The sequence below is a fragment of the Paenibacillus terreus genome, assembly GCF_042138595.1.
GTDB classification, from domain to species: Bacteria; Bacillota; Bacilli; order Paenibacillales; family Paenibacillaceae; genus Paenibacillus; species Paenibacillus terreus.
Genome location: NZ_JBHIRX010000003.1, coordinates 389,610 through 407,274 on the forward strand (window position 1 = coordinate 389,610; position 17,665 = coordinate 407,274).

Annotated in this window: 14 protein-coding genes; 7 read left to right on the forward strand and 7 right to left on the reverse strand. The window is 52.3% G+C overall.

Annotated elements, in window-relative coordinates:
* Positions 1-100: 100 nt before the first annotated feature.
* The 6 genes from ACE5KN_RS08725 to ACE5KN_RS08750 all read right to left on the reverse strand — a co-directional run bounded on the left by ACE5KN_RS08725 (position 101) and on the right by ACE5KN_RS08750 (position 5,685).
* On the reverse strand, positions 101-1,561 hold the full coding sequence (locus ACE5KN_RS08725) for a hypothetical protein (RefSeq protein WP_375526608.1): 1,461 nt from the start codon (positions 1,559-1,561) through the stop codon (positions 101-103).
* A gap of 21 nt (positions 1,562-1,582) precedes the next feature.
* Positions 1,583-2,092: an RNA polymerase sigma factor gene (locus ACE5KN_RS08730; protein WP_375526609.1), complete on the reverse strand. Its 510-nt coding sequence runs from the start codon at positions 2,090-2,092 to the stop codon at positions 1,583-1,585.
* Positions 2,093-2,428: 336 nt separating this feature from the next.
* Positions 2,429-3,786, reverse strand: a protein-coding gene (locus tag ACE5KN_RS08735; RefSeq protein ID WP_375526610.1) for an IS1182 family transposase whose coding sequence is annotated in 2 segments (ribosomal slippage) — positions 2,429-3,219 and positions 3,219-3,786 — 1,359 coding nt in all. Because the reading frame shifts where the segments join, the coding sequence is not laid out codon by codon here.
* Between the two features lie 134 nt (positions 3,787-3,920).
* The gene (locus ACE5KN_RS08740) at positions 3,921-4,247 is read right to left on the reverse strand and encodes a hypothetical protein (RefSeq protein ID WP_375526611.1); all 327 of its coding nucleotides are present in this window, start codon (positions 4,245-4,247) and stop codon (positions 3,921-3,923) included.
* A gap of 39 nt (positions 4,248-4,286) precedes the next feature.
* Positions 4,287-4,859: a hypothetical protein gene (locus tag ACE5KN_RS08745; protein WP_375526612.1), complete on the reverse strand. Its 573-nt coding sequence runs from the start codon at positions 4,857-4,859 to the stop codon at positions 4,287-4,289.
* 448 nt (positions 4,860-5,307) lie between these two features.
* Positions 5,308-5,685: a MerR family transcriptional regulator gene (locus ACE5KN_RS08750; protein WP_375526613.1), complete on the reverse strand. Its 378-nt coding sequence runs from the start codon at positions 5,683-5,685 to the stop codon at positions 5,308-5,310.
* Between the two features lie 230 nt (positions 5,686-5,915).
* Here ACE5KN_RS08750 and ACE5KN_RS08755 point away from each other — a divergent pair, with 230 nt between their 5' ends.
* Entirely contained in the window at positions 5,916-6,659 is a 744-nt protein-coding gene (locus tag ACE5KN_RS08755) for an SDR family oxidoreductase (protein WP_375526614.1), read from the forward strand.
* A 165-nt stretch (positions 6,660-6,824) separates the two neighbouring features.
* Here the strand turns inward: ACE5KN_RS08755 and ACE5KN_RS08760 are convergent, their stop codons facing one another.
* Complete coding sequence (locus tag ACE5KN_RS08760) at positions 6,825-7,742, reverse strand: AraC family transcriptional regulator (protein ID WP_375526615.1); 918 nt, start codon at positions 7,740-7,742, stop codon at positions 6,825-6,827.
* Between the two features lie 172 nt (positions 7,743-7,914).
* On the opposite strand from ACE5KN_RS08760, the gene ACE5KN_RS08765 reads away from it, so the two are divergent.
* From ACE5KN_RS08765 to ACE5KN_RS08790, 6 genes are all read left to right on the forward strand, one after another.
* Positions 7,915-10,137, forward strand: a complete 2,223-nt coding sequence (locus ACE5KN_RS08765) for a glycoside hydrolase family 52 protein (protein WP_375526616.1) — start codon at positions 7,915-7,917, stop codon at positions 10,135-10,137.
* 24 nt (positions 10,138-10,161) lie between these two features.
* Positions 10,162-12,282 (forward strand): alpha-glucuronidase family glycosyl hydrolase, encoded by a 2,121-nt coding sequence (locus tag ACE5KN_RS08770; RefSeq protein WP_375526617.1) that lies wholly within the window; start codon positions 10,162-10,164, stop codon positions 12,280-12,282.
* A 230-nt stretch (positions 12,283-12,512) separates the two neighbouring features.
* On the forward strand, positions 12,513-13,451 hold the full coding sequence (locus ACE5KN_RS08775; RefSeq protein WP_375526695.1) for a carbohydrate ABC transporter permease: 939 nt from the start codon (positions 12,513-12,515) through the stop codon (positions 13,449-13,451).
* The gene (locus ACE5KN_RS08780) at positions 13,448-14,326 is read left to right on the forward strand and encodes a carbohydrate ABC transporter permease (protein ID WP_375526618.1); all 879 of its coding nucleotides are present in this window, start codon (positions 13,448-13,450) and stop codon (positions 14,324-14,326) included. Before ACE5KN_RS08775 ends, ACE5KN_RS08780 begins: the two co-directional genes overlap by 4 nt.
* A gap of 161 nt (positions 14,327-14,487) precedes the next feature.
* Positions 14,488-16,224 (forward strand): sensor histidine kinase, encoded by a 1,737-nt coding sequence (locus tag ACE5KN_RS08785; protein WP_375526619.1) that lies wholly within the window; start codon positions 14,488-14,490, stop codon positions 16,222-16,224.
* Positions 16,225-16,365: 141 nt separating this feature from the next.
* Positions 16,366-17,652, forward strand: coding sequence for an ABC transporter substrate-binding protein (locus tag ACE5KN_RS08790; protein ID WP_375526620.1), 1,287 nt, complete (start codon positions 16,366-16,368; stop codon positions 17,650-17,652).
* Positions 17,653-17,665 lie beyond the last annotated feature (13 nt).

A 17,665-nucleotide genomic window follows, 5' to 3' on the forward strand; every position in this document is an offset into this window, starting at 1 on the left:
TCGAAGCATTACGTTCGTATCCTTGACAGAATACATTAACATAGCCATTAAAAAAAGGAAGAAACCCACTCAAGCAGGCTTCTTCCTTGTGGAAAATCTATTATTCCGGATGCAAAGTCACAGACTTCGCCTCCATAATCGGATTCCAGTACCGTTCAATTGGCACGGTCAGAGGCTGAGGGAGGTCCTTTGCGTTTTCTCCAAAATCATATAAGTCCTGGTACAGCTGCGTATCCTCTTCGCCGCCCCCGCTGGAGCTGCTGATTGGGCCACCATTGCTTGGCAGGTGAGTCCGGCCTTTGGCGTCAATGAATTTGTTGGACAGCTGCAGGTTGAAATAGAAGCTGCTTCTAAAGGATTTTGGCACTTCATGCTGGAACATGACAGACCCTGCACTGCCCAATTCCCCGTCTTTTTTTACGATTTTTATTCCTGAAACAGGCGATTCGATGATTCGCTTTTTGTCAAGATCAACCACAAGTTTCATTTTATCCTTGTCCAAAGCGGAAATTCCCGCCACAGCAAACGACGCACTGTCATGCCGATCGAAATGGCTGTTTTTGAATATCAAGGTGCAATCATACGGATAGTCTTTCCCCATGATTATATTGTACTGTATGTCTGAACTGCGATAACCCAATCGTTCGCTCTCCTCCCCTTTCGTTCCCTTTAAAACAGGATAAATCAGTTCAAAAATCTGTTTGTCGTTCGTCTGATCATACTCCAAATCCACGTAGGAATTCAGTGGAGTATATTCCACTTGTTGAACGATGATGCGTTGTCCGGCGACCGTAAGCACCTGATCCGATTTATAGGTTTGAATACGGTCCTTCAGCATATCAGGGTCCAGATTAAAAGCAACCTCGAGGTCGGTGCGGTGTTTGCCGCTGCTGGAACTCAATGCTTTCGCAGAAGTTTCTGTAAGGGTTACCGTAAAATTTACCTCTTTCGTATATTGAGCCTCTGGTGAAAGGTTGGCGGAATATGCAAAATACGTGGTTTCACCCGGGCGGATCAGTGAATCTCCCGGCGGTATAGCCAACATCGCTCTATATGAACTGACTTCTACACCTCCATAGCTCAGGGTGTTGCCCGCTGTCATCATTTCTTTATCCGTATTGTTATGCACACTGTACAAAAGATATATTTTCCGTCCGTCGGTTACCGCGCCGGCCATATCCAGCTCGTATCCATTTTTTTCGACACCTAGATATACAGGTGTGACCAAATCCTGCTGCAATGCATTTGAGAGTATGGGATCATTAATGGCGAGAAAGGGGGCAAAACCGCTCCATTCACGGTGAGTGCTTCTCTGCGCTGTATCAGTGCCAACACCAACCGTAGAAGCTCCTATAAAGGAAATGCCTAGTAATACCAGCACCACGAACGATGCCGCCATTCCAGCTCCCAAAGAATAATTGCGGCGCGCTCCGCGTTTTCTGCCGCGAACCATGCCATTTCGGACAGCGGCTGACAGCCTTGCTTCTTCCAGCCTTTCTGCGGTACGGTGAATCTCGTAAGCATCCTTGCTTAATAGTTGCTCTTCATTTTGTCCCATCATCCATCCACCTCCTGTAGCTTCCTAGAGATAACCACGCAGCTGCTTGAGGCCTTCACGCAGCCAGGTTTTTATCGTGCCTTCCGGCTTTTTCAGCACCTTCGCAATCTCGGCAATCGTCATGTCCTGGTAATATCTCAAAACGACAACATGCCTGTACTTCGGTTTCATCCGGTCCATTGCCCTCTTCAAATCGATCCTGTCATTGCTTTTCATTTCGTGAGCCGCATCCTCTTGCAAATGCGCAGCAGGAAATACACGCTTCCGCCTCCTCAGCTCATCCATACAGCAGTTGATCGTAATGCGGATCAGCCAGGGCCTGAAGGACTGCTCATCCTTGAGCTTGCTGCGCTTCATCCAGGCACGGCAAGATACTTCCTGTACTACTTCCAACGCATCCGCTTCAGTGCGCATATAGCTCAAGGCTATAGTGTACAGCCTGCGCTGCTCGGCAGACAGGCGCTCGTAGAATGTATCTTCATCCATAAGCTGTGACCGTGACATTCTTGGCTTGCTCATTGTGTTTTCCACCATACCCCTCCCCCTTTCTCTCTATCTGTCTAATATGTGGAGGCTAATATTTTTGATTCCTAAGTTAAGACGCTGCTAGGAAGAAAAACGATTGAATTTTTTAGGATAACACAAATTTGGCGGTCTTTTCCCCGGTTTGTATCCCAGGCAAGACCGCCGATCAGACAAGCTAACACTCATTCTTCATTACTTCGTTTCACTTTTTGAAATCACCCTTCAAAAAAATGGACGGCCCGTTGGGCCGTCCTCAGATTGTTGACAAAGCCCTGTTTTTGGGGCTCGTTTGGATAATGAAATAAAATCCTGAAGTATTAGCATTATGAAAACAAGAAGATCGCCCTATCCGGCCAGCTTGGCCAGGTGGTTGGCGATCTTCTTGACGTTTTGGCAGATGGCAGTCATGAGCGCTTGCTCCAAGACTTTTTTCTGGCCGCGAAACCGGCAATAGCGAAGTCCATGGAGCTCTTTGGCATCCGCGAAACTTCGCTCAATCGTTTGGTATCGGAGACGGTACAGATATTTGCCCGAGCGCGAGCGCCCGTTTTGCTTCACCCACTCTTTGCTGTCCTGCCAGACATGTCGGGTTAAGACTCTTTGCTTGTTCTTTGAACGCGTACACTCCTCAAGCAACGGGCAATCCTTGCAAATCTTGGGGTCCGATTTGTATTGACGGTAACCCTCCCGATCCGTTGTGGCATAGGTCAACTCCTGTTTTTGTGGACAGATATACAAGTCGCGTTCGTGCTCATACTTAAATCGCCACTTGGCGATCAAGCCCTTTGCTGGGGTGTAGCTCCTACCGCCAATGACGGCATAAATCTTCTTGGTATGCAGTTTTTTGCAAATGTCGGCGGTGTAATAGCCGGCGTCCAGGGCAACAGCCTCCAGGGTCTTGTCAAATCCGAACTTCTTCGTTTGCACTTCAAGGCGTTCAAGATAAGGTGTCGAGTCATGAACATTTCCAGGTGTAATATGTACATCCGTAATAATGTTGTATTTATGGTCAACCGTCCGGTGATCCAAATAAAAGAAGCCTTCCGGCTTGCCGTCACGCACCATATACCCGCTCTCGGGATCCGTTGTACTCACTTTTGTCTCCTTGGTCTGGGTCACCTCCTTCCGGGGTTTTAGGGCTTTTTTCCATGAGCAGCTCGATCCGCCTGAACGGCCTCGTCCAAGTCATCCAGGTAGGTTTTAACACTCTTTGCGATTTCTTGTTTGACGTGCTTGCGCTTGTTGGCATTGGCTTTGAGGTGGGTTGAATCGGTGATCAATACACGGCCTGCGACCATCCGAAGCTCAATGGCCTTAAATACAATATGGTCGAAGATTTCTTGGATCACATCACTATCCTGAAGTCGTTTGCGATTTAAGCTCAAGGTGCTGTGGTCCGGAACGCGATCCGTCAAACCTAAACCGACAAACCAGCGATAGGCCACGTTGAGTTGAACTTCCTGTTCAAGCTGGCGTTCCGAACGAATACCATACAGATAACCAATGAACATCATTTTGAAAAGCATAATGGGATCGACCGAAGGACGTCCGTTATCTTCACAATAATAGGGACGCACTTTATCTAGAATGAAGGAAAAATCGATGTGTTTATGAATCTTGCGAAGCAAATGATTTTGGGGAACGAGTTCTTCTAAACAAACAAATTCGTAGCTGTTTTGCACATGGGAATTGGAGCGAAGCATGCAACCACCGCCTTGTTAGAATAACTATATTATATCATATTAACGCGGTGAACAGATAAATAACGAAAATAAAAAATAGCCTGTTGAGGGTTTCTCAACAGGCTGTGGACGGCCCGTTGGGCCGTCCTTTAGCTCTATTTGCTATCTTCTACCTTCACATAAGTATTTCCATAATCAATGATCACTTTGGTTTGAACCGTTGTCTGTCGGAAATCGTGGACGACTTCATCCTGACTGAAATTTTCTTCTGGCAAATCTGTTTTTACATAATGTCCATTTTCCGTGTAGATCTGATCTGGCACTTGATTTTGAAGACTAGGGGGTAAAGGCGTATATACGACACTTTCTGAATCACTCTGGACATCGGTGTATGTGACACTTTGGACATCGCTATTGGCATGAATAATGCTTGTCGAAATTCCAGTTAAAGCAACAGCGCTCAATGCCAGCACAGATATCATTCGGTGTTTGAATTGCAGTTTGATGCACCTCTTTCCCAATTAATTTGTATACCCATTTCCAGAAATCTCTCTACCGTCGGAGGTTTTATTTACAATAAATAAATATACCGGTTTACTTGCTGTTCCTTTTGGAACATTTGAGAATGTGATTGTTTTCGCTGGGCTCGTGACTTCTCCATCAACCAGAATGGCGTCAGACTTTAAACTACCGTCCAAAGTAGCAAATTGATATGTAGCTGCAGCAGGTACACGGGAAGCCGGACCAGTAGTCTGTACTAAAGTAAGACTAATCTTCCCATATCTATGTACCGGTAAAGGATCTTTTGAATGAATGTTAGATCTTACACCACTAAATTTATAAGACATGTTTTGACCGTCTGTATCCATCGGTTTAATTATAGAATCATTAGATTTATCTGTAAAGACTGAAGGATTGGATGCAAAGTAAGCATCATTACCGGATGGACCTAAGTTAGTAATTGAAACCTCTGAGTCTGAATTAGTAGCATTGATTAAAACATCATCAGATGAGGAACTTTCTGCAGAGGCAACTGCAGCCATGGGTAATACCAGAGAAGTTGACATCAGTAATGCGGCAATTTGCTTTTTCATAACTAATCACTACCTCCAATAATTTTTTATAGATAACATATGTGAAATATTACACATATGTTGATCCAACAGAGAAACATACATTAACATAAGATAATTTGTGTAACTAAATATTACATTTTACCTTGTTTGATGAATATTTATCTGGTATAAATACCCAATCCGTACTCTCAATATACAATATAATCACAGGGAAATCAACCCATTTTTTTCAAAATAATAGATTAGTTGCTACCAGAAAGCCAAGAACATCTAACTATTAAGAGAATACAACTATTGTATTATTTCACGGCCTTCTGGTTGAGCATCTCCATTCGGGAAGGCTGCATTTTCACAGACGATAGACACACGTGTTCCGTTCTCTAATGCATTCTCTTAGAAAAGCCGTTGTTTTCCTTTTTTTGATTTAAAACTCAGGTTGTTCTTCTACCGGTATGAGATTTCCTTCTTAAGGCAGCATCTTCATTAACCCCTTCTCCTGCATGTCATACAGCGCCAATTTGTAATTAATCTGCTCCAGATACTTATAAGTCTGTCTAAGGTCCTCTTCCACCTTTGCCTTATGATCAAGCATCAATTGTTTGCGGATGGACAGCGTGTTCTCCCCTTCCTGGTACCAGTCAACGTATTGCTTGATTTCGGACAGCGGCATGCCTGTAGAGCGCAGCGCCAAAATAAAATTCAGCCACTCCATACTCTCTTCATCGTAAAAGCGGTTGCCGCTTTCATCGCGTTTGACCCCAGGCAGTATTCCCTCCCGCTCATAATAGCGCAGCGTATACGCCGTGATTCCTGTTTCCTCCGACACTTCTTTAATCGTGGACATTATTTACCCTCCATATGTTAGAGTTAACTATAATACAATCCCCTTGGATTAGCGCTTATTTCACAAAAAAACCATCCTCTAAACCAAGATAAAACCTTATAAATAAAGGATTTATTTATGTTTTATTTTATTACAATTCCACACTTGACTTAGAGTTTACTATATTAGCTAAGATAAATTCAAGCCAGTTGAGACTGGGCACTAACATCCAAAACAAGGAGAGATTCGAAATGAAGCAAAAAGTGGCTATCATTACAGGTGCAAGCAGCGGAATGGGAGCTGCCACCGCAAAACTTCTCGCCCAACATGACATTAAAGTCATGCTGGCCGCACGCAGGGAAGAGCGTTTGCAGCAGCTGCAGGAGGAAATTCGCAGCGCTGGAGGCGAAGCCAGCTATAAAGTAACGGATGTGACTTCACGCAACGATGTCGAAGCATTGGCTGAAGCCACGATTCAAACCTTTGGGCAAATTGACATTATGATTAACAATGCGGGCATCATGCCGCTGTCCTTTTTCCGCCATTTGAAGGTGGACGAATGGGAGCGCATGATTGACGTCAATATCAAGGGCGTGCTTTATGGCATGGCGGCTGTGTACAAGCATATGGAAGAACGAAACGAAGGACATATTATCAACTTCTCATCCATCGCCGGACATCTTACCTTCCCTTCAAGCTCCGTCTACAGTGCAACCAAAACTGCAGTACGGGTTCTGACAGAAGGAATGCGGACGGAGCTGGGCGCGAAGCAAAACATTCGCACAACCCTGATCTCCCCCGGCGCGGTGGAAACGGAGCTGTACGGCACCATCACGGACGATTCGATCTATCCTACCCTGGAACAATTGGGCAGCAAGGAGTGGCAGCAGCTTGATCCAAGCGATATTGCCAACACCGTTCTGTTTGCCATCCAGCAGCCTGCAAATGTGATGATCAATGAATTGATTGTCAGACCTACATCGCAAAGCCTGTAAAGCCGACCAAAAGGACGAGGCCTGTCTTAAACTGGCCTCGTCCTTTTTGCTTTTTTAGATTAAAGAGCATATAGGCTTCAGCGGAGCTGAAGCCTACTTTTATTCGCAGCAAATGCCCCTCCAAATGAGGCCATTTTCTGTGAAAATACGCCCACAGACACTTTCTTATCCTTCCCCCTGCCGAACGGCTTCCATCCGCCGGAATTCGCTTGGAGACATCCCCGACCAGCGCTTGAACTGTCTGCTGAAATGGGCGATATCCCTGTAGCCGAGCATGGCCGCAATCTGCTGCACAGGCATGGCGGGATCGGCCAGCAACAGCTTCGCTTCATGCAGAACAAGCCTGGACAGGTATGTGCGCGGCGACTCTCCGAATACCTGCCTGAACACACGGCTGCAGTGGGAGACGCTGATGCCAAGCTCAGCCGCGATATCGTCGATGCCATAGTGTCCCGTTTCTTCCGTTCCCTGCCGGAATGTCTGATTGGCTATGCCCTGGAGGCGGCTGGCGATCTGGTGTGCCAGCTCGGTCCGGTCATAAGCGCCCGCGGAGAGGCCGGCCGCCTCGCTTGATACCGCCTCCCAGAGGACGGCAAACAGCTCAAACACTGCGGACTGCATTCGCATGCGGCGGGCGACGGTATTTCCAGTCTCGGACTCCGCGAGATCAAGCAGCTTGGCGAGCGCAGGCTGCAGCTGCATCGCCACCGCTCCGTCCGCAGGGAACAGCTCCTGCTCCAGGCGGGCGAGCAGGGACAGAAACAGCTTGTCATCGATATCAAAATGCATGCAAAAATAAGTAAAGGCTGCTCCCCCGCTTTTACTTGAGTGAACGATCCCCGGACGCAGCAGCATCAGATCCCCGGCCTGCTGCACGTATTGTTTTCCCTCCACAGTCATATGCTGCTCTCCGTCCAGCACAACATTAATCTCGTATTGGGGATGCTCATGCGCAGGATAATCCCAGCCGCTGCTCACCCGGCGCGTATGGATGGCAAACAGATTGACCGTCGTCCGCACATCGGGGAAAAAGACCTCCTCCATGCTGCTGCCCGGCTTGGGCGGGACAAAGCTTATTCCCATTTTCACTCCTCCTGTTCCGTAATATGATTAATGACAGTATATACCGGGACGAGCCCGATTTGGGTAAATGTTTGCGCGATTTGTCAATGGCTCCCCCGTCCGCCCCGTGATAGGCTGTAGCTGAACAATTCAGCGGAGCACAATTCAACTCTAATTGAAAGGGGTTTCAGTCATGACGTCAAATATATTCTTTAATGCGCAGCATGCGCCGATCGGAGCATTTGCCAGCTTCACGCTTGGCTTCCGCGGCGCCAAAGGCGGGCTTGGCATTGAGCTCGGCAAGCCGGCCGACGAGAACGTGTATATCGGACTGCAATCACGCGACGGGAAAGTCTATGAAGCGCTGCCGTTCTTCACGGCTGTTCAGGATGAAAGCGCCAGATACGATGTGGAGAAAAAGGATAAAGAAACGGATGAAATCTCCCCCTCCCATCCGAATGGAAGCAATCCGCAAAATCCGAACAGCGGGGACCATCCTTCCGTGATAAAACTGCTGCCGTTCGATGAAGCAGCCATCTCGCGCGAATATAAGGCGGGCACCGATACATGGCACGCCGGTGATCTGACGTTCCGAATTTACTCCCCTGTCCGGCCCGTACCGGAGCCGGGCACAAGCGGCGAAGAAGAACTGAAGGCCGCTCTTGTGCCTGCCGTATTCGTTGAACTGACCGTGGACAACACACAGGGCCATTTCCCGAGAAGAGCCTTCTTCGGCTATGAAGGAAGCGACCCGTACAGCGCGATGCGCATCATCGGCCAGCCCGCTGCTGGCGGTAAAGGAATCGGCCAGGGCCGCAGCACAGCGATCGTATCCGACGATGACAGCGTCGTGCCCGCGCTCGGTTTTACCATTGAAAAAATCCTTGGAGAAAAGCTTGCGGAAAATCTGACCTTCGGCCTCGGCGGCACGGGAGCGCTGTTGATGGAAGTGCCTGCGGGAGAAAAGCGGACATACAGGTTTGCCGTATGCTTCTACCGCGACGGTCTGGTGACCTCCGGCATTGATGCATCGTATTATTACACCCACCTGTTCGCCAATATTGAGGAGGTCTCAGGCTACGCTCTGGGCCGCTTCAAGGAGCTCACCGCCTCCTGCGCTGCAGCGGACGGCTGGATCGAAGCGACGGGCCTGTCCGCCGACCAATCCTTTATGCTGGCACATGCCATTCACAGCTACTATGGCAGCACGCAGCTGCTGGACGCGGACGGAGAGCCGCTCTGGATCGTTAACGAAGGCGAATACCGGATGATGAATACGTTGGATTTGACGGCCGACCAGCTGTACTTCGAGCTGCTGATGAACCCGTGGACCGTCCGCAACGAGCTGGAGCTGTTCGTGAACCGCTACAGCTACCATGACCAGGTGTTCTTCCCGGGCGAGGACCGCAAATATTCTGGAGGCATCGCGTTCACCCATGACGTAGGTGTTGCCAATGTGTTCTCCCGTCCGGGATATTCCGCCTATGAGCTGGCCGGCATTGATGATTGCTTCTCCTATATGAGCCATGAGGAGCTGGTTAACTGGCTGTGCTGTGCGCTGGTATATATAGAGCAGACCGAAGACCGGGAGTTTACGGAGCGCATGCTGCCTGTTATACAGGAATGCTTCCAGAGCATGCTGAACCGCGATCACCCCGAAGCCGACAAGCGCAACGGCCTCATGGGCCTGGACAGCTCGCGCACGCTCGGCGGAGCGGAAATCACCACGTATGACAGCCTGGACGTCTCTCTGGGGCAGTCGCGAAACAATATTTATCTGGCGGGCAAATGCTGGGCGGTATATGTCGCGCTGGAGAAGCTTTTTGCCGCCGGGGGGCTCACGGAGCTTTCCCATGAAGCAGGGCAGCAGGCGGACAGATGTGCCGCTACGATCACCAGCCACATGACGGATGGCGGGTACATCCCGGCCGTCATCGCGGAGGGCAATGATTCCAAAATCATTCCCGCCATCGAAGGCCTGATCTTCCCGTACTTCACCGGCTGTGAAGATGCCCTTAAGGCGGATGGCCGCTTCGGTCCCTACCTGCAGACGCTCAAGCAGCACCTGGAGACGGTGCTTGTGCCGGGAACCTGCCTGTTCGAGGACGGAGGCTGGAAGCTCTCCTCCACCAGCAACAACTCCTGGCTCAGCAAAATCTATCTGTGCCAATTCATCGCCCGCGAACTCCTCGGACTTGCCTGGGAGCAGGAAGGGCACGCCGCCGATGCCGCCCATACCGCGTGGCTGACCCATCCAGAGCACTCCTATTGGGCCTGGAGCGACCAGATTCTGGCCGGAGACATTATCGGCAGCAAATATTATCCGCGCGGTGTGACCACCATTCTGTGGTTATTTGAAGGAAAAGGAAACCGGCTGACAGCCGGGCTGCAAGAGCAATTCAAGCAATTTGCCTGACGGCATTTTCCGGGAGGACATGACATGTACAACTACATCAGCGCTGACAGGGTTCAGTCCGGGTATGAGGCTTGGCTGCGGTACCGCCCCGTACCGGGAGCCAGTATGCCGGAGTGGTGCGCCAGCATCGCCGTCACTGAAGCGGATGAAATATTGGAGTCGGCCGTACAGGAGCTGGAGCGGGGGATCGCTTCCCTGTTCCGGCTGCGCCCCAGCCTCATTCGGCAGCGCACCGGCTTGATTCGGGAGTACACCGGCTCAATCCAGCAGGCGGCGGCCACCACGGACGGCGGCCACATCTTAATCGGCACGTTTGCGGGTAATCCGCAGGTGCGGCAGGCTTTCACCGAAGCGGAGCAGGAGCAGACGGCCGAGGAAGGCTACCGCATTCGGACGAATGTGGAGGACGGGAGCGTTACGGTGGCCGGGCAGACGGCGAAGGGCGTGCTGTATGGCGCCTTTCACCTGCTGCGGCTGCTGCAGACCGGCGCGGATGTACAGAAGCTTGATTTGCTGGAGAACCCGTCCAATCCGCTGCGCATGATCAATCAGTGGGATAACATGGACGGCAGCATTGAGCGCGGTTATGCGGGCAGGTCCATTTTTTACAAAAATAACGAAATCACCAAGGATATGGGCCGGATTCGCGATTATGCCCGCCTACTCGCCTCCGCCGGGCTGAATGCCATTGCCATCAACAATGTGAATGTGCACCGGGTGGAGTCGCAGCTCATAACGGAGCGCTTCCTTCCCGACGCGTCGAGGCTGGCGGCTGTATTCCGCTCTTACGGCATCCGGACCTTCTTCAGCATCAATTATGCCAGCCCCATTGAAGTCGGCGGACTGGCCACAGCCGATCCGCTCGACCCTGAGGTGGCGGAATGGTGGAAGCAGACCGCGCATAAGATCTATGCGGCCATTCCGGACTTCGGCGGCTTTCTCGTAAAGGCCGATTCTGAAAACCGTCCCGGGCCGTTCAGCTATGGGCGCAATCATGCGGAAGGAGCCAATATGCTGGCAGAGGCGCTGCAGCCGTACGGCGGGCTGGTCATCTGGCGCTGCTTCGTGTACAACTGCAAGCAGGATTGGCGCGACCGCTCCACCGACCGCGCACGGGCTGCCTATGACCATTTTAAGCCTTTGGACGGCCTGTTCCATGACAACGTCATTTTGCAGGTGAAGAACGGCCCGATGGACTTTCAGGTGCGGGAGCCTGTCTCCCCGCTCTTTGGCGCGATGGAACGGACGAATCTGATGCTGGAATTCCAGATCACGCAGGAGTACACCGGGCAGCAGCGGCATTTATGCTATCTTGTTCCGCAATGGAAGGAAGTGCTGAACTTTGACACCTATGCCAGGGGTAAAGGTTCGACGGTCAAGCAGATCGCGGACGGTTCGCTGTTCGGCAAGAGCGGGACATGCGGCATTGCCGCCGTCTCCAACATTGGCTCCGACGCTAACTGGACGGGCCATCTGCTTGCCCAATCCAATTTATACGGGTACGGCCGTCTGACGTGGAATCCCGAGCTGTCCGCCGAAGGCATTGCTAACGAATGGATCAGAATGACCTTTGGTTCCAATGAACGGGTCATAGCGGCCGTGTCCCGCATGCTGCTGGATTCCTGGAGTATTTATGAGTCCTACACCGCCCCGCTCGGGGTCGGCTGGATGGTGAATCCGGATCATCATTACGGCCCGAACGTGGACGGCTACGAATACTCCAAATGGGGCACCTACCATTTTGCCGACTGCAGCGGGATCGGCGTCAACCGGACGGCCGCCGGCGGCACCGGATATGCTGCACAGTACATCGGTCCCAATACGGAGCTGTACGAATCGCTGGAGAGCTGCCCCGATGAGCTGCTGCTCTTCTTCCATCACGTACCGTATACCCATGTTCTGCATTCCGGCAAAACAGTAATCCAGCACATTTATGACTCCCATTTTGAAGGAGCGGAGCGAGCGGCCCAGCTTATGGAGACCTGGATGGAATTGAAGGAGGAGCTGGAAGAATCCGTGTACCAGCAGGTGCTGGAGCGTCTGGAGCACCAGACGGAGCATGCCGGGGAATGGCGCGATATGATCAATACGTATTTCTTCCGCAAGAGCGGAATTCCGGATGTGCATGAACGGACCATCTACTAGGAGCATAATATTACTCTATGTCCCCCACATATGCAGCAGCTGCGAGCCACATCGCGGCTGCTTTTTTTACTCCCGTTTTTTCCGGCGAAGCTGCTCTTTTTTTCGTAAGATTTTAAAAGAAATCGGTCATCTCTCTCCTTTTGCCCGCCCTCTCCCCCTCCTATACTGGAATTAATCAGTGAACTCGTTACTTGAGAGGTGATCGAATGTACTCATCTGAAACCGCTAACATGCAAACAGGAGGCATATATGTCAAGAAACGCCGCTCTTTCCTGAAACGGTGGGACGCCCCGATCGCAGGTTATTTGTTTATTTCCCCATGGCTGATCGGGTTTCTTTTTCTCACACTGTATCCCATGCTGCTCTCGCTGTATTACTCCTTTACGGATTATACGCTCATGGAGCCGATCTCCTGGGTCGGGCTGGAAAATTACCAGCGCATCCTGACCGAAGACGATAAATTCGTCCAATCCGTCAAAGTCACGTTTGTGTACGTGCTGGCTTCCGTTCCGCTGAAGCTGATTGCCGCCCTGCTCGTGGCGATTGTGCTCAGCCGTGCTGTCAGGGGCATTTCTTTTTACCGGACGGCCATTTACTTCCCTTCCCTGATCGGGGGCAGCATCGCCGTGTCCTTGCTGTGGCGCAACATTTTCGGGGTTGACGGGTTCTTTAACCAACTGCTCGCCATGGTTGGCATTGCAGGCAAAGGCTGGGTCAGCAGCCCCGACACGGCAATATGGTCGCTCATTCTGCTGTCCACCTGGCAGTTCGGATCGGCCATGGTCATTTTCCTGGCAGGGATCAAGCAGATCCCCGCGGACTTGTACGAAGCGTCATCGGTTGATGGTGCGAACCGGTTTGTTCAATTTTTCCGCGTGACCCTGCCCATGCTGTCCCCAACGATTTATTTTAACCTGATCATGGGGGTCATCAACGCATTCCAAATGTTTACCTCCGCTTATGTCATCACAAACGGCGGGCCGATGAACTCCACGTTTGTCTATGCTATCTATCTGTATGAACGGGCCTTCAGCCGCTATCAGCTCGGATACGCCTCCTCTCTGGCCTGGATCATGCTGATCATGATCGTCATCGTATCGGCTGTCATTGCGCTGACCTCGAAATACTGGGTATTTTATGAATCCGACACGGGAGGGAAAAGACGATGAGCACCCGCACACTCAGCCTCAGCACCAAGGCGAAGTCCCGCAGACGGGGAAATATCATCCGCCATGTCTTCATGATGTTGTTCAGCCTGATCATGATCTATCCGGTCGTCTGGTGGATCGGAGCGTCCCTGAAGAGCAACAGCGAGCTCAGCTCGCCAGGTATTTTTCCAACGGTGCCTGTATGGCAAAATTTCGTGGAAGGCTGGCGCTCCGTGCCAGGCTACTCCTTCACCCATTTTTACTTGAATACGTTCAAGCTGGAGCTGGCTGTGCTCGTCGTGACGCTGATCTCCTGCACACTGGTGGCGTTCGGATTTGCCAGACTTGATTTTCCACTCAAGAAAATGTGGTTCGCGCTGCTCATGGCTACGCTCATGCTCCCTGGGCAGGTGCTCATCATTCCCCAGTACGCCATGTTCCATCAATTCGGCTGGGTGAATACATATCTGCCGTTTATTGTGCCGCATGCCCTGGCGGGAGGCGCGGGAGGGACCTTCTTTGTCTTCCTGCTCATTCAGTTCATCCGCGGCGTTCCCCGCGAGCTCGATGAATCCGCCAAGATGGACGGCTGCTCCTGGTTTGGCATCTATTGGCGCATCATTCTGCCCTTGACGAAGCCGGCGATTGTGACGGTTGCGATCTTCTGCTTTCTCTGGAACTGGGACGACTTCCTCGGACATCTGCTATATATCAACTCCGTGGATAAATATACGGTGGGGCTGGCGCTGCGCATGATCAACGATTCACAGGCTGGGCAGGAATGGGGGCAGCTGCTCGCCATGTCGCTCGTGTCGATCATCCCGGCCACTTTGGTCTTCGTCGCGGCCCAGAAGCATTTCGTGGAGGGAATTGCAACTACGGGGATTAAAGGATAAGAAATACGTCTGTCGAAGTACTTTCAATGAAGACAGACCGCGTTTAGTGGAGGCTTTTTGAGATTAGGGCGAATACGCCGCGGCTCTGCCGCCAGCGGGTTCGCCTTTTTCGTTCAAACGGATGAAACAGCAACTTGTATACAGACAGGGAGCACCAGGCCATGAAAAATCCTTTCAAAATATACCGCATTGACCGCCTGTTCTTTCTCGGCTTTGCCTTGTTCCTTATTGCGGTGCTGGGCTGTGCCGTCTGGGCCAGCTATACCATTTCTTCGCGGGAGCTGGCGGCTACCTCCTCCTATTATCAGCAGCAGCTGCTGAATGAGGTGAATAATGAACTCTCGGCCAGACTGACGACCATTGAGCAAATTTCATTGTCAACGTCGCGCGATCAGGAGCTGATCGACCTGCTCTCCGGGAGCGGCAGCACCTACGAGCATTACCGGAAAACCCGGGAGACCGAGCTTTCTCTGCAAACACTCACTTATTCCATACCGCTCATTCAGGGCATTGACCTGTATATGAACAACCCCTTCCCCATGAGCAGCCAGGAGGGATATATCCATTTCCGCAGCCTGCAGGAAGCGCCGGGGCAATCCTGGTATCCGCTCGTCGAACAGGGGGATTTCACCTGGTCGGGAGAATACACGGTTCCCAGCATACAGGGGGACGTGCCGGTGATGAGCTTTGTGCGTAAAATCGTATACGACGATAAATACCTGGGCATCCTCGCCATTCATGTAAAGGCCGGCAGCATCAAAAAGATTCTGTCCGGGGATACGCCGGGCACGAACCGGGTCATGCTGGATGCCTCCGGCCGCCAGCTGCTGGCCGTAGGAGAGGTGCCCGGTCAGGCGCTCCCGGCCGGCCGCACAGACGAGATGACAGAAGCGAACGGAGTGCTCCGCCTGAACGGGAAAGCGGGAATGAACGATACCCTGCTCGTCTATTCCAAGGTTGATAATTCACACTGGGTGCTCGTGCAGATGACACCGTGGGAGCAGATCACGGCGGGCAGCAGACGGCTGGCGGAGGTGATCGGCCTCATCGGCCTGACCGCCGTGCTGCTGACCTCCCTGCTGGCGCTGTGGCTCAGCAAGCAGTTTACCCGCCCGCTCAAGCAGCTGATCGGCGCCATGAAGCGCTTCTCCATCGGTGGCAAGGAGACGCCGCTGCCTGAGGATTACCGCAATGAATTCGGCCAGCTGTTCAGCGGCTACCGGCAGCAGAACGAGCGCATCAACCAGCTTTACCAATCCTTGCAGCAAAGGCTGGAGCAGCAGCGAAGAGCGGAGATTAAGGCACTGCAGGCCAATATCAACCCTCATTTTCTCTATAACACGCTGGACCAGCTGAACTGGATGGCCATTGAAAACGGCCAGGAGCGGATCAGCCGCATTCTGGAGCTGATGGGGCGGATGTTCCGGATCGGCCTGTCCAATGGCGAGAGCTTTGTTACGCTCGAGGAAGAAGCGGAGCATATCCGCTGTTATCTGGAGATTCAGCAGATTCGCTGGGAGAGCGGTCTTAACTTCAGCATCGAGCTGCCTGAGACGTCCCGCAGCCTGTACGTGCCCAAAATGACGCTGCAGCCTTTCGTGGAAAACTGCGTCGTGCACGGCTTCAATGGCCGCGATCACGGCTTCATCCGCATTTGCGCGGAGGAAGACGGCGGACGGCTCCTGCTGATGGTTGAGGATGACGGAGCGGGCCTGCAAACAGTCTCCACAGCACGGAACCGCACGAACGGCGGTTACGGCATCCGCAATGTGCGGGAAAGAATCGACGCCTACTTCGGCAGTGCGTATGGAGTTGCACTGTTCAACCGTACAGAAGGAGGCACCCGTGCCGTCATAACCCTTCCCCGTCTGACAGAGCGGCCGCAGCAGGAAGCCTGAGCCGGTCAGGGCATGGCAGCCGCTCTCATTTTCGGACGATTTTATAATAAATTGTGCATCTCTCCCGTACACGCGCCCAGGGTAAATTGCTACGATGATCTTGGCATCAAATACTTCAGGAAAACAGGGGGTTTGTATGATATGATGATTTGGAAGCGCTCTCTAAAATTGGCCGCCGTGGCCGTTCTCGCTGCCTCCCTCGCGGCCTGCGGCAGCAGCAGCCAGGGCTCCGGCAGCAAAACTGCGGAGGACGGCTCCGTGAAGCTGCGCATCATGTGGTGGGGTTCCCAGGACCGGCATGAAGCCACGCTGAAAGTACTTGAAAAATATACGGAGCTCCATCCCAACGTCACCTTTGAACCGGAATACTCCGGCATGGACGGCTACCTGGATAAGCTCTCCACACAAGCAGCCGCCAAAAACGCGCCCGATATCATTCAGCTTGATCCGGGCTGGATTTCGGACTGGTCCGCACGGGGCCAGCTGGCGGATCTCTCCTCCGGCATCGATCTGTCCAAGGTTGGCGACAAGGTGCTCACCGCCGGAAAATACGAAGGCAAACAATATGCCGTGCCGCTCGGCTCCGTCGCCTACGGCATGATTTATGACAAAGCTGCGCTGGATAAGCTGGGGGCCGCCCCTCCGCAGAACGGTTGGACCTGGGAAGATTTCTTCGCGCTGGCCCGCAGTCTGAAAGGAAAGCTTCCCGAAGGCCAGTATTTCACAAAAGATTATGCCGGTGACTACTTCGCCTACAGCGCCTATCAATACGCCAAAGGCAAAGGGCAGGTCGTTACGGATGAAGGCGTGTTCAACGTGGACCGCGACACCTTCCTGGAATGGACCCGGACCTTTGCGGAGCTGCGCAGCGAGGGGCTGGTGCCTCCGGCCGACCTGAACGCATCCGACAAGGAGTTTGACCCCGGCATGGACCTGATGGTATCGGGAAAAATCCTGTTTCGCCTCGCATTCTCCAACAACTTCGGCGCATGGGACAGCCTGAAAAAGGACGCATACGCCCTGGTGACGATGCCGCGCGCCGAGGAAGCCGGGGGCTGGCTGAAGCCGTCCATGTTTTTCGGTGTCTCCGCCAGTTCTGCTCATACTGAAGAAGCCAAGAAATTCATCGACTGGTTCATCAATGATCCGGATATCGCCAAGACGCTGGGCACAACCCGCGGCTTGCCTGTCAATTCGGAGGTGGCCGCCGGGCTTGAGGCGAATATGAGCGATACGGAGAAGGTGGGCATGGAGCTGCTGCGTGCCACAGAAAAGGACGGACAGATATTCAGCACCGGCGCCAAGGGCTGGACCAGCTTTATCGATAAGGACTGGCCGCTGGTCCGGGATGAGCTGAGCTTCGGGCAGACAACACCGGAAGAGGCTTACGAGAAGCTCCAAAGCGCAGCCAAGGAATACGAAAAGTAGGAAAGGCTTCACA

Bases quoted from the DNA above. Each gene is read 5' to 3' on its own strand.
- ACE5KN_RS08725 (WP_375526608.1), bottom strand. From the start codon at position 1,561: ATGATGGGACAAAATGAAGAGCAACTATTAAGCAAGGATGCTTACGAG.
- ACE5KN_RS08730 (WP_375526609.1), bottom strand. From the start codon at position 2,092: ATGGTGGAAAACACAATGAGCAAGCCAAGAATGTCACGGTCACAGCTT.
- ACE5KN_RS08740 (WP_375526611.1), bottom strand. From the start codon at position 4,247: ATGATATCTGTGCTGGCATTGAGCGCTGTTGCTTTAACTGGAATTTCG.
- ACE5KN_RS08745 (WP_375526612.1), bottom strand. From the start codon at position 4,859: ATGAAAAAGCAAATTGCCGCATTACTGATGTCAACTTCTCTGGTATTA.
- ACE5KN_RS08750 (WP_375526613.1), bottom strand. From the start codon at position 5,685: ATGTCCACGATTAAAGAAGTGTCGGAGGAAACAGGAATCACGGCGTAT.
- ACE5KN_RS08755 (WP_375526614.1), top strand. From the start codon at position 5,916: ATGAAGCAAAAAGTGGCTATCATTACAGGTGCAAGCAGCGGAATGGGA.
- ACE5KN_RS08760 (WP_375526615.1), bottom strand. From the start codon at position 7,742: ATGGGAATAAGCTTTGTCCCGCCCAAGCCGGGCAGCAGCATGGAGGAG.
- ACE5KN_RS08765 (WP_375526616.1), top strand. From the start codon at position 7,915: ATGACGTCAAATATATTCTTTAATGCGCAGCATGCGCCGATCGGAGCA.
- ACE5KN_RS08770 (WP_375526617.1), top strand. From the start codon at position 10,162: ATGTACAACTACATCAGCGCTGACAGGGTTCAGTCCGGGTATGAGGCT.
- ACE5KN_RS08775 (WP_375526695.1), top strand. From the start codon at position 12,513: ATGCAAACAGGAGGCATATATGTCAAGAAACGCCGCTCTTTCCTGAAA.
- ACE5KN_RS08780 (WP_375526618.1), top strand. From the start codon at position 13,448: ATGAGCACCCGCACACTCAGCCTCAGCACCAAGGCGAAGTCCCGCAGA.
- ACE5KN_RS08785 (WP_375526619.1), top strand. From the start codon at position 14,488: ATGAAAAATCCTTTCAAAATATACCGCATTGACCGCCTGTTCTTTCTC.
- ACE5KN_RS08790 (WP_375526620.1), top strand. From the start codon at position 16,366: ATGATGATTTGGAAGCGCTCTCTAAAATTGGCCGCCGTGGCCGTTCTC.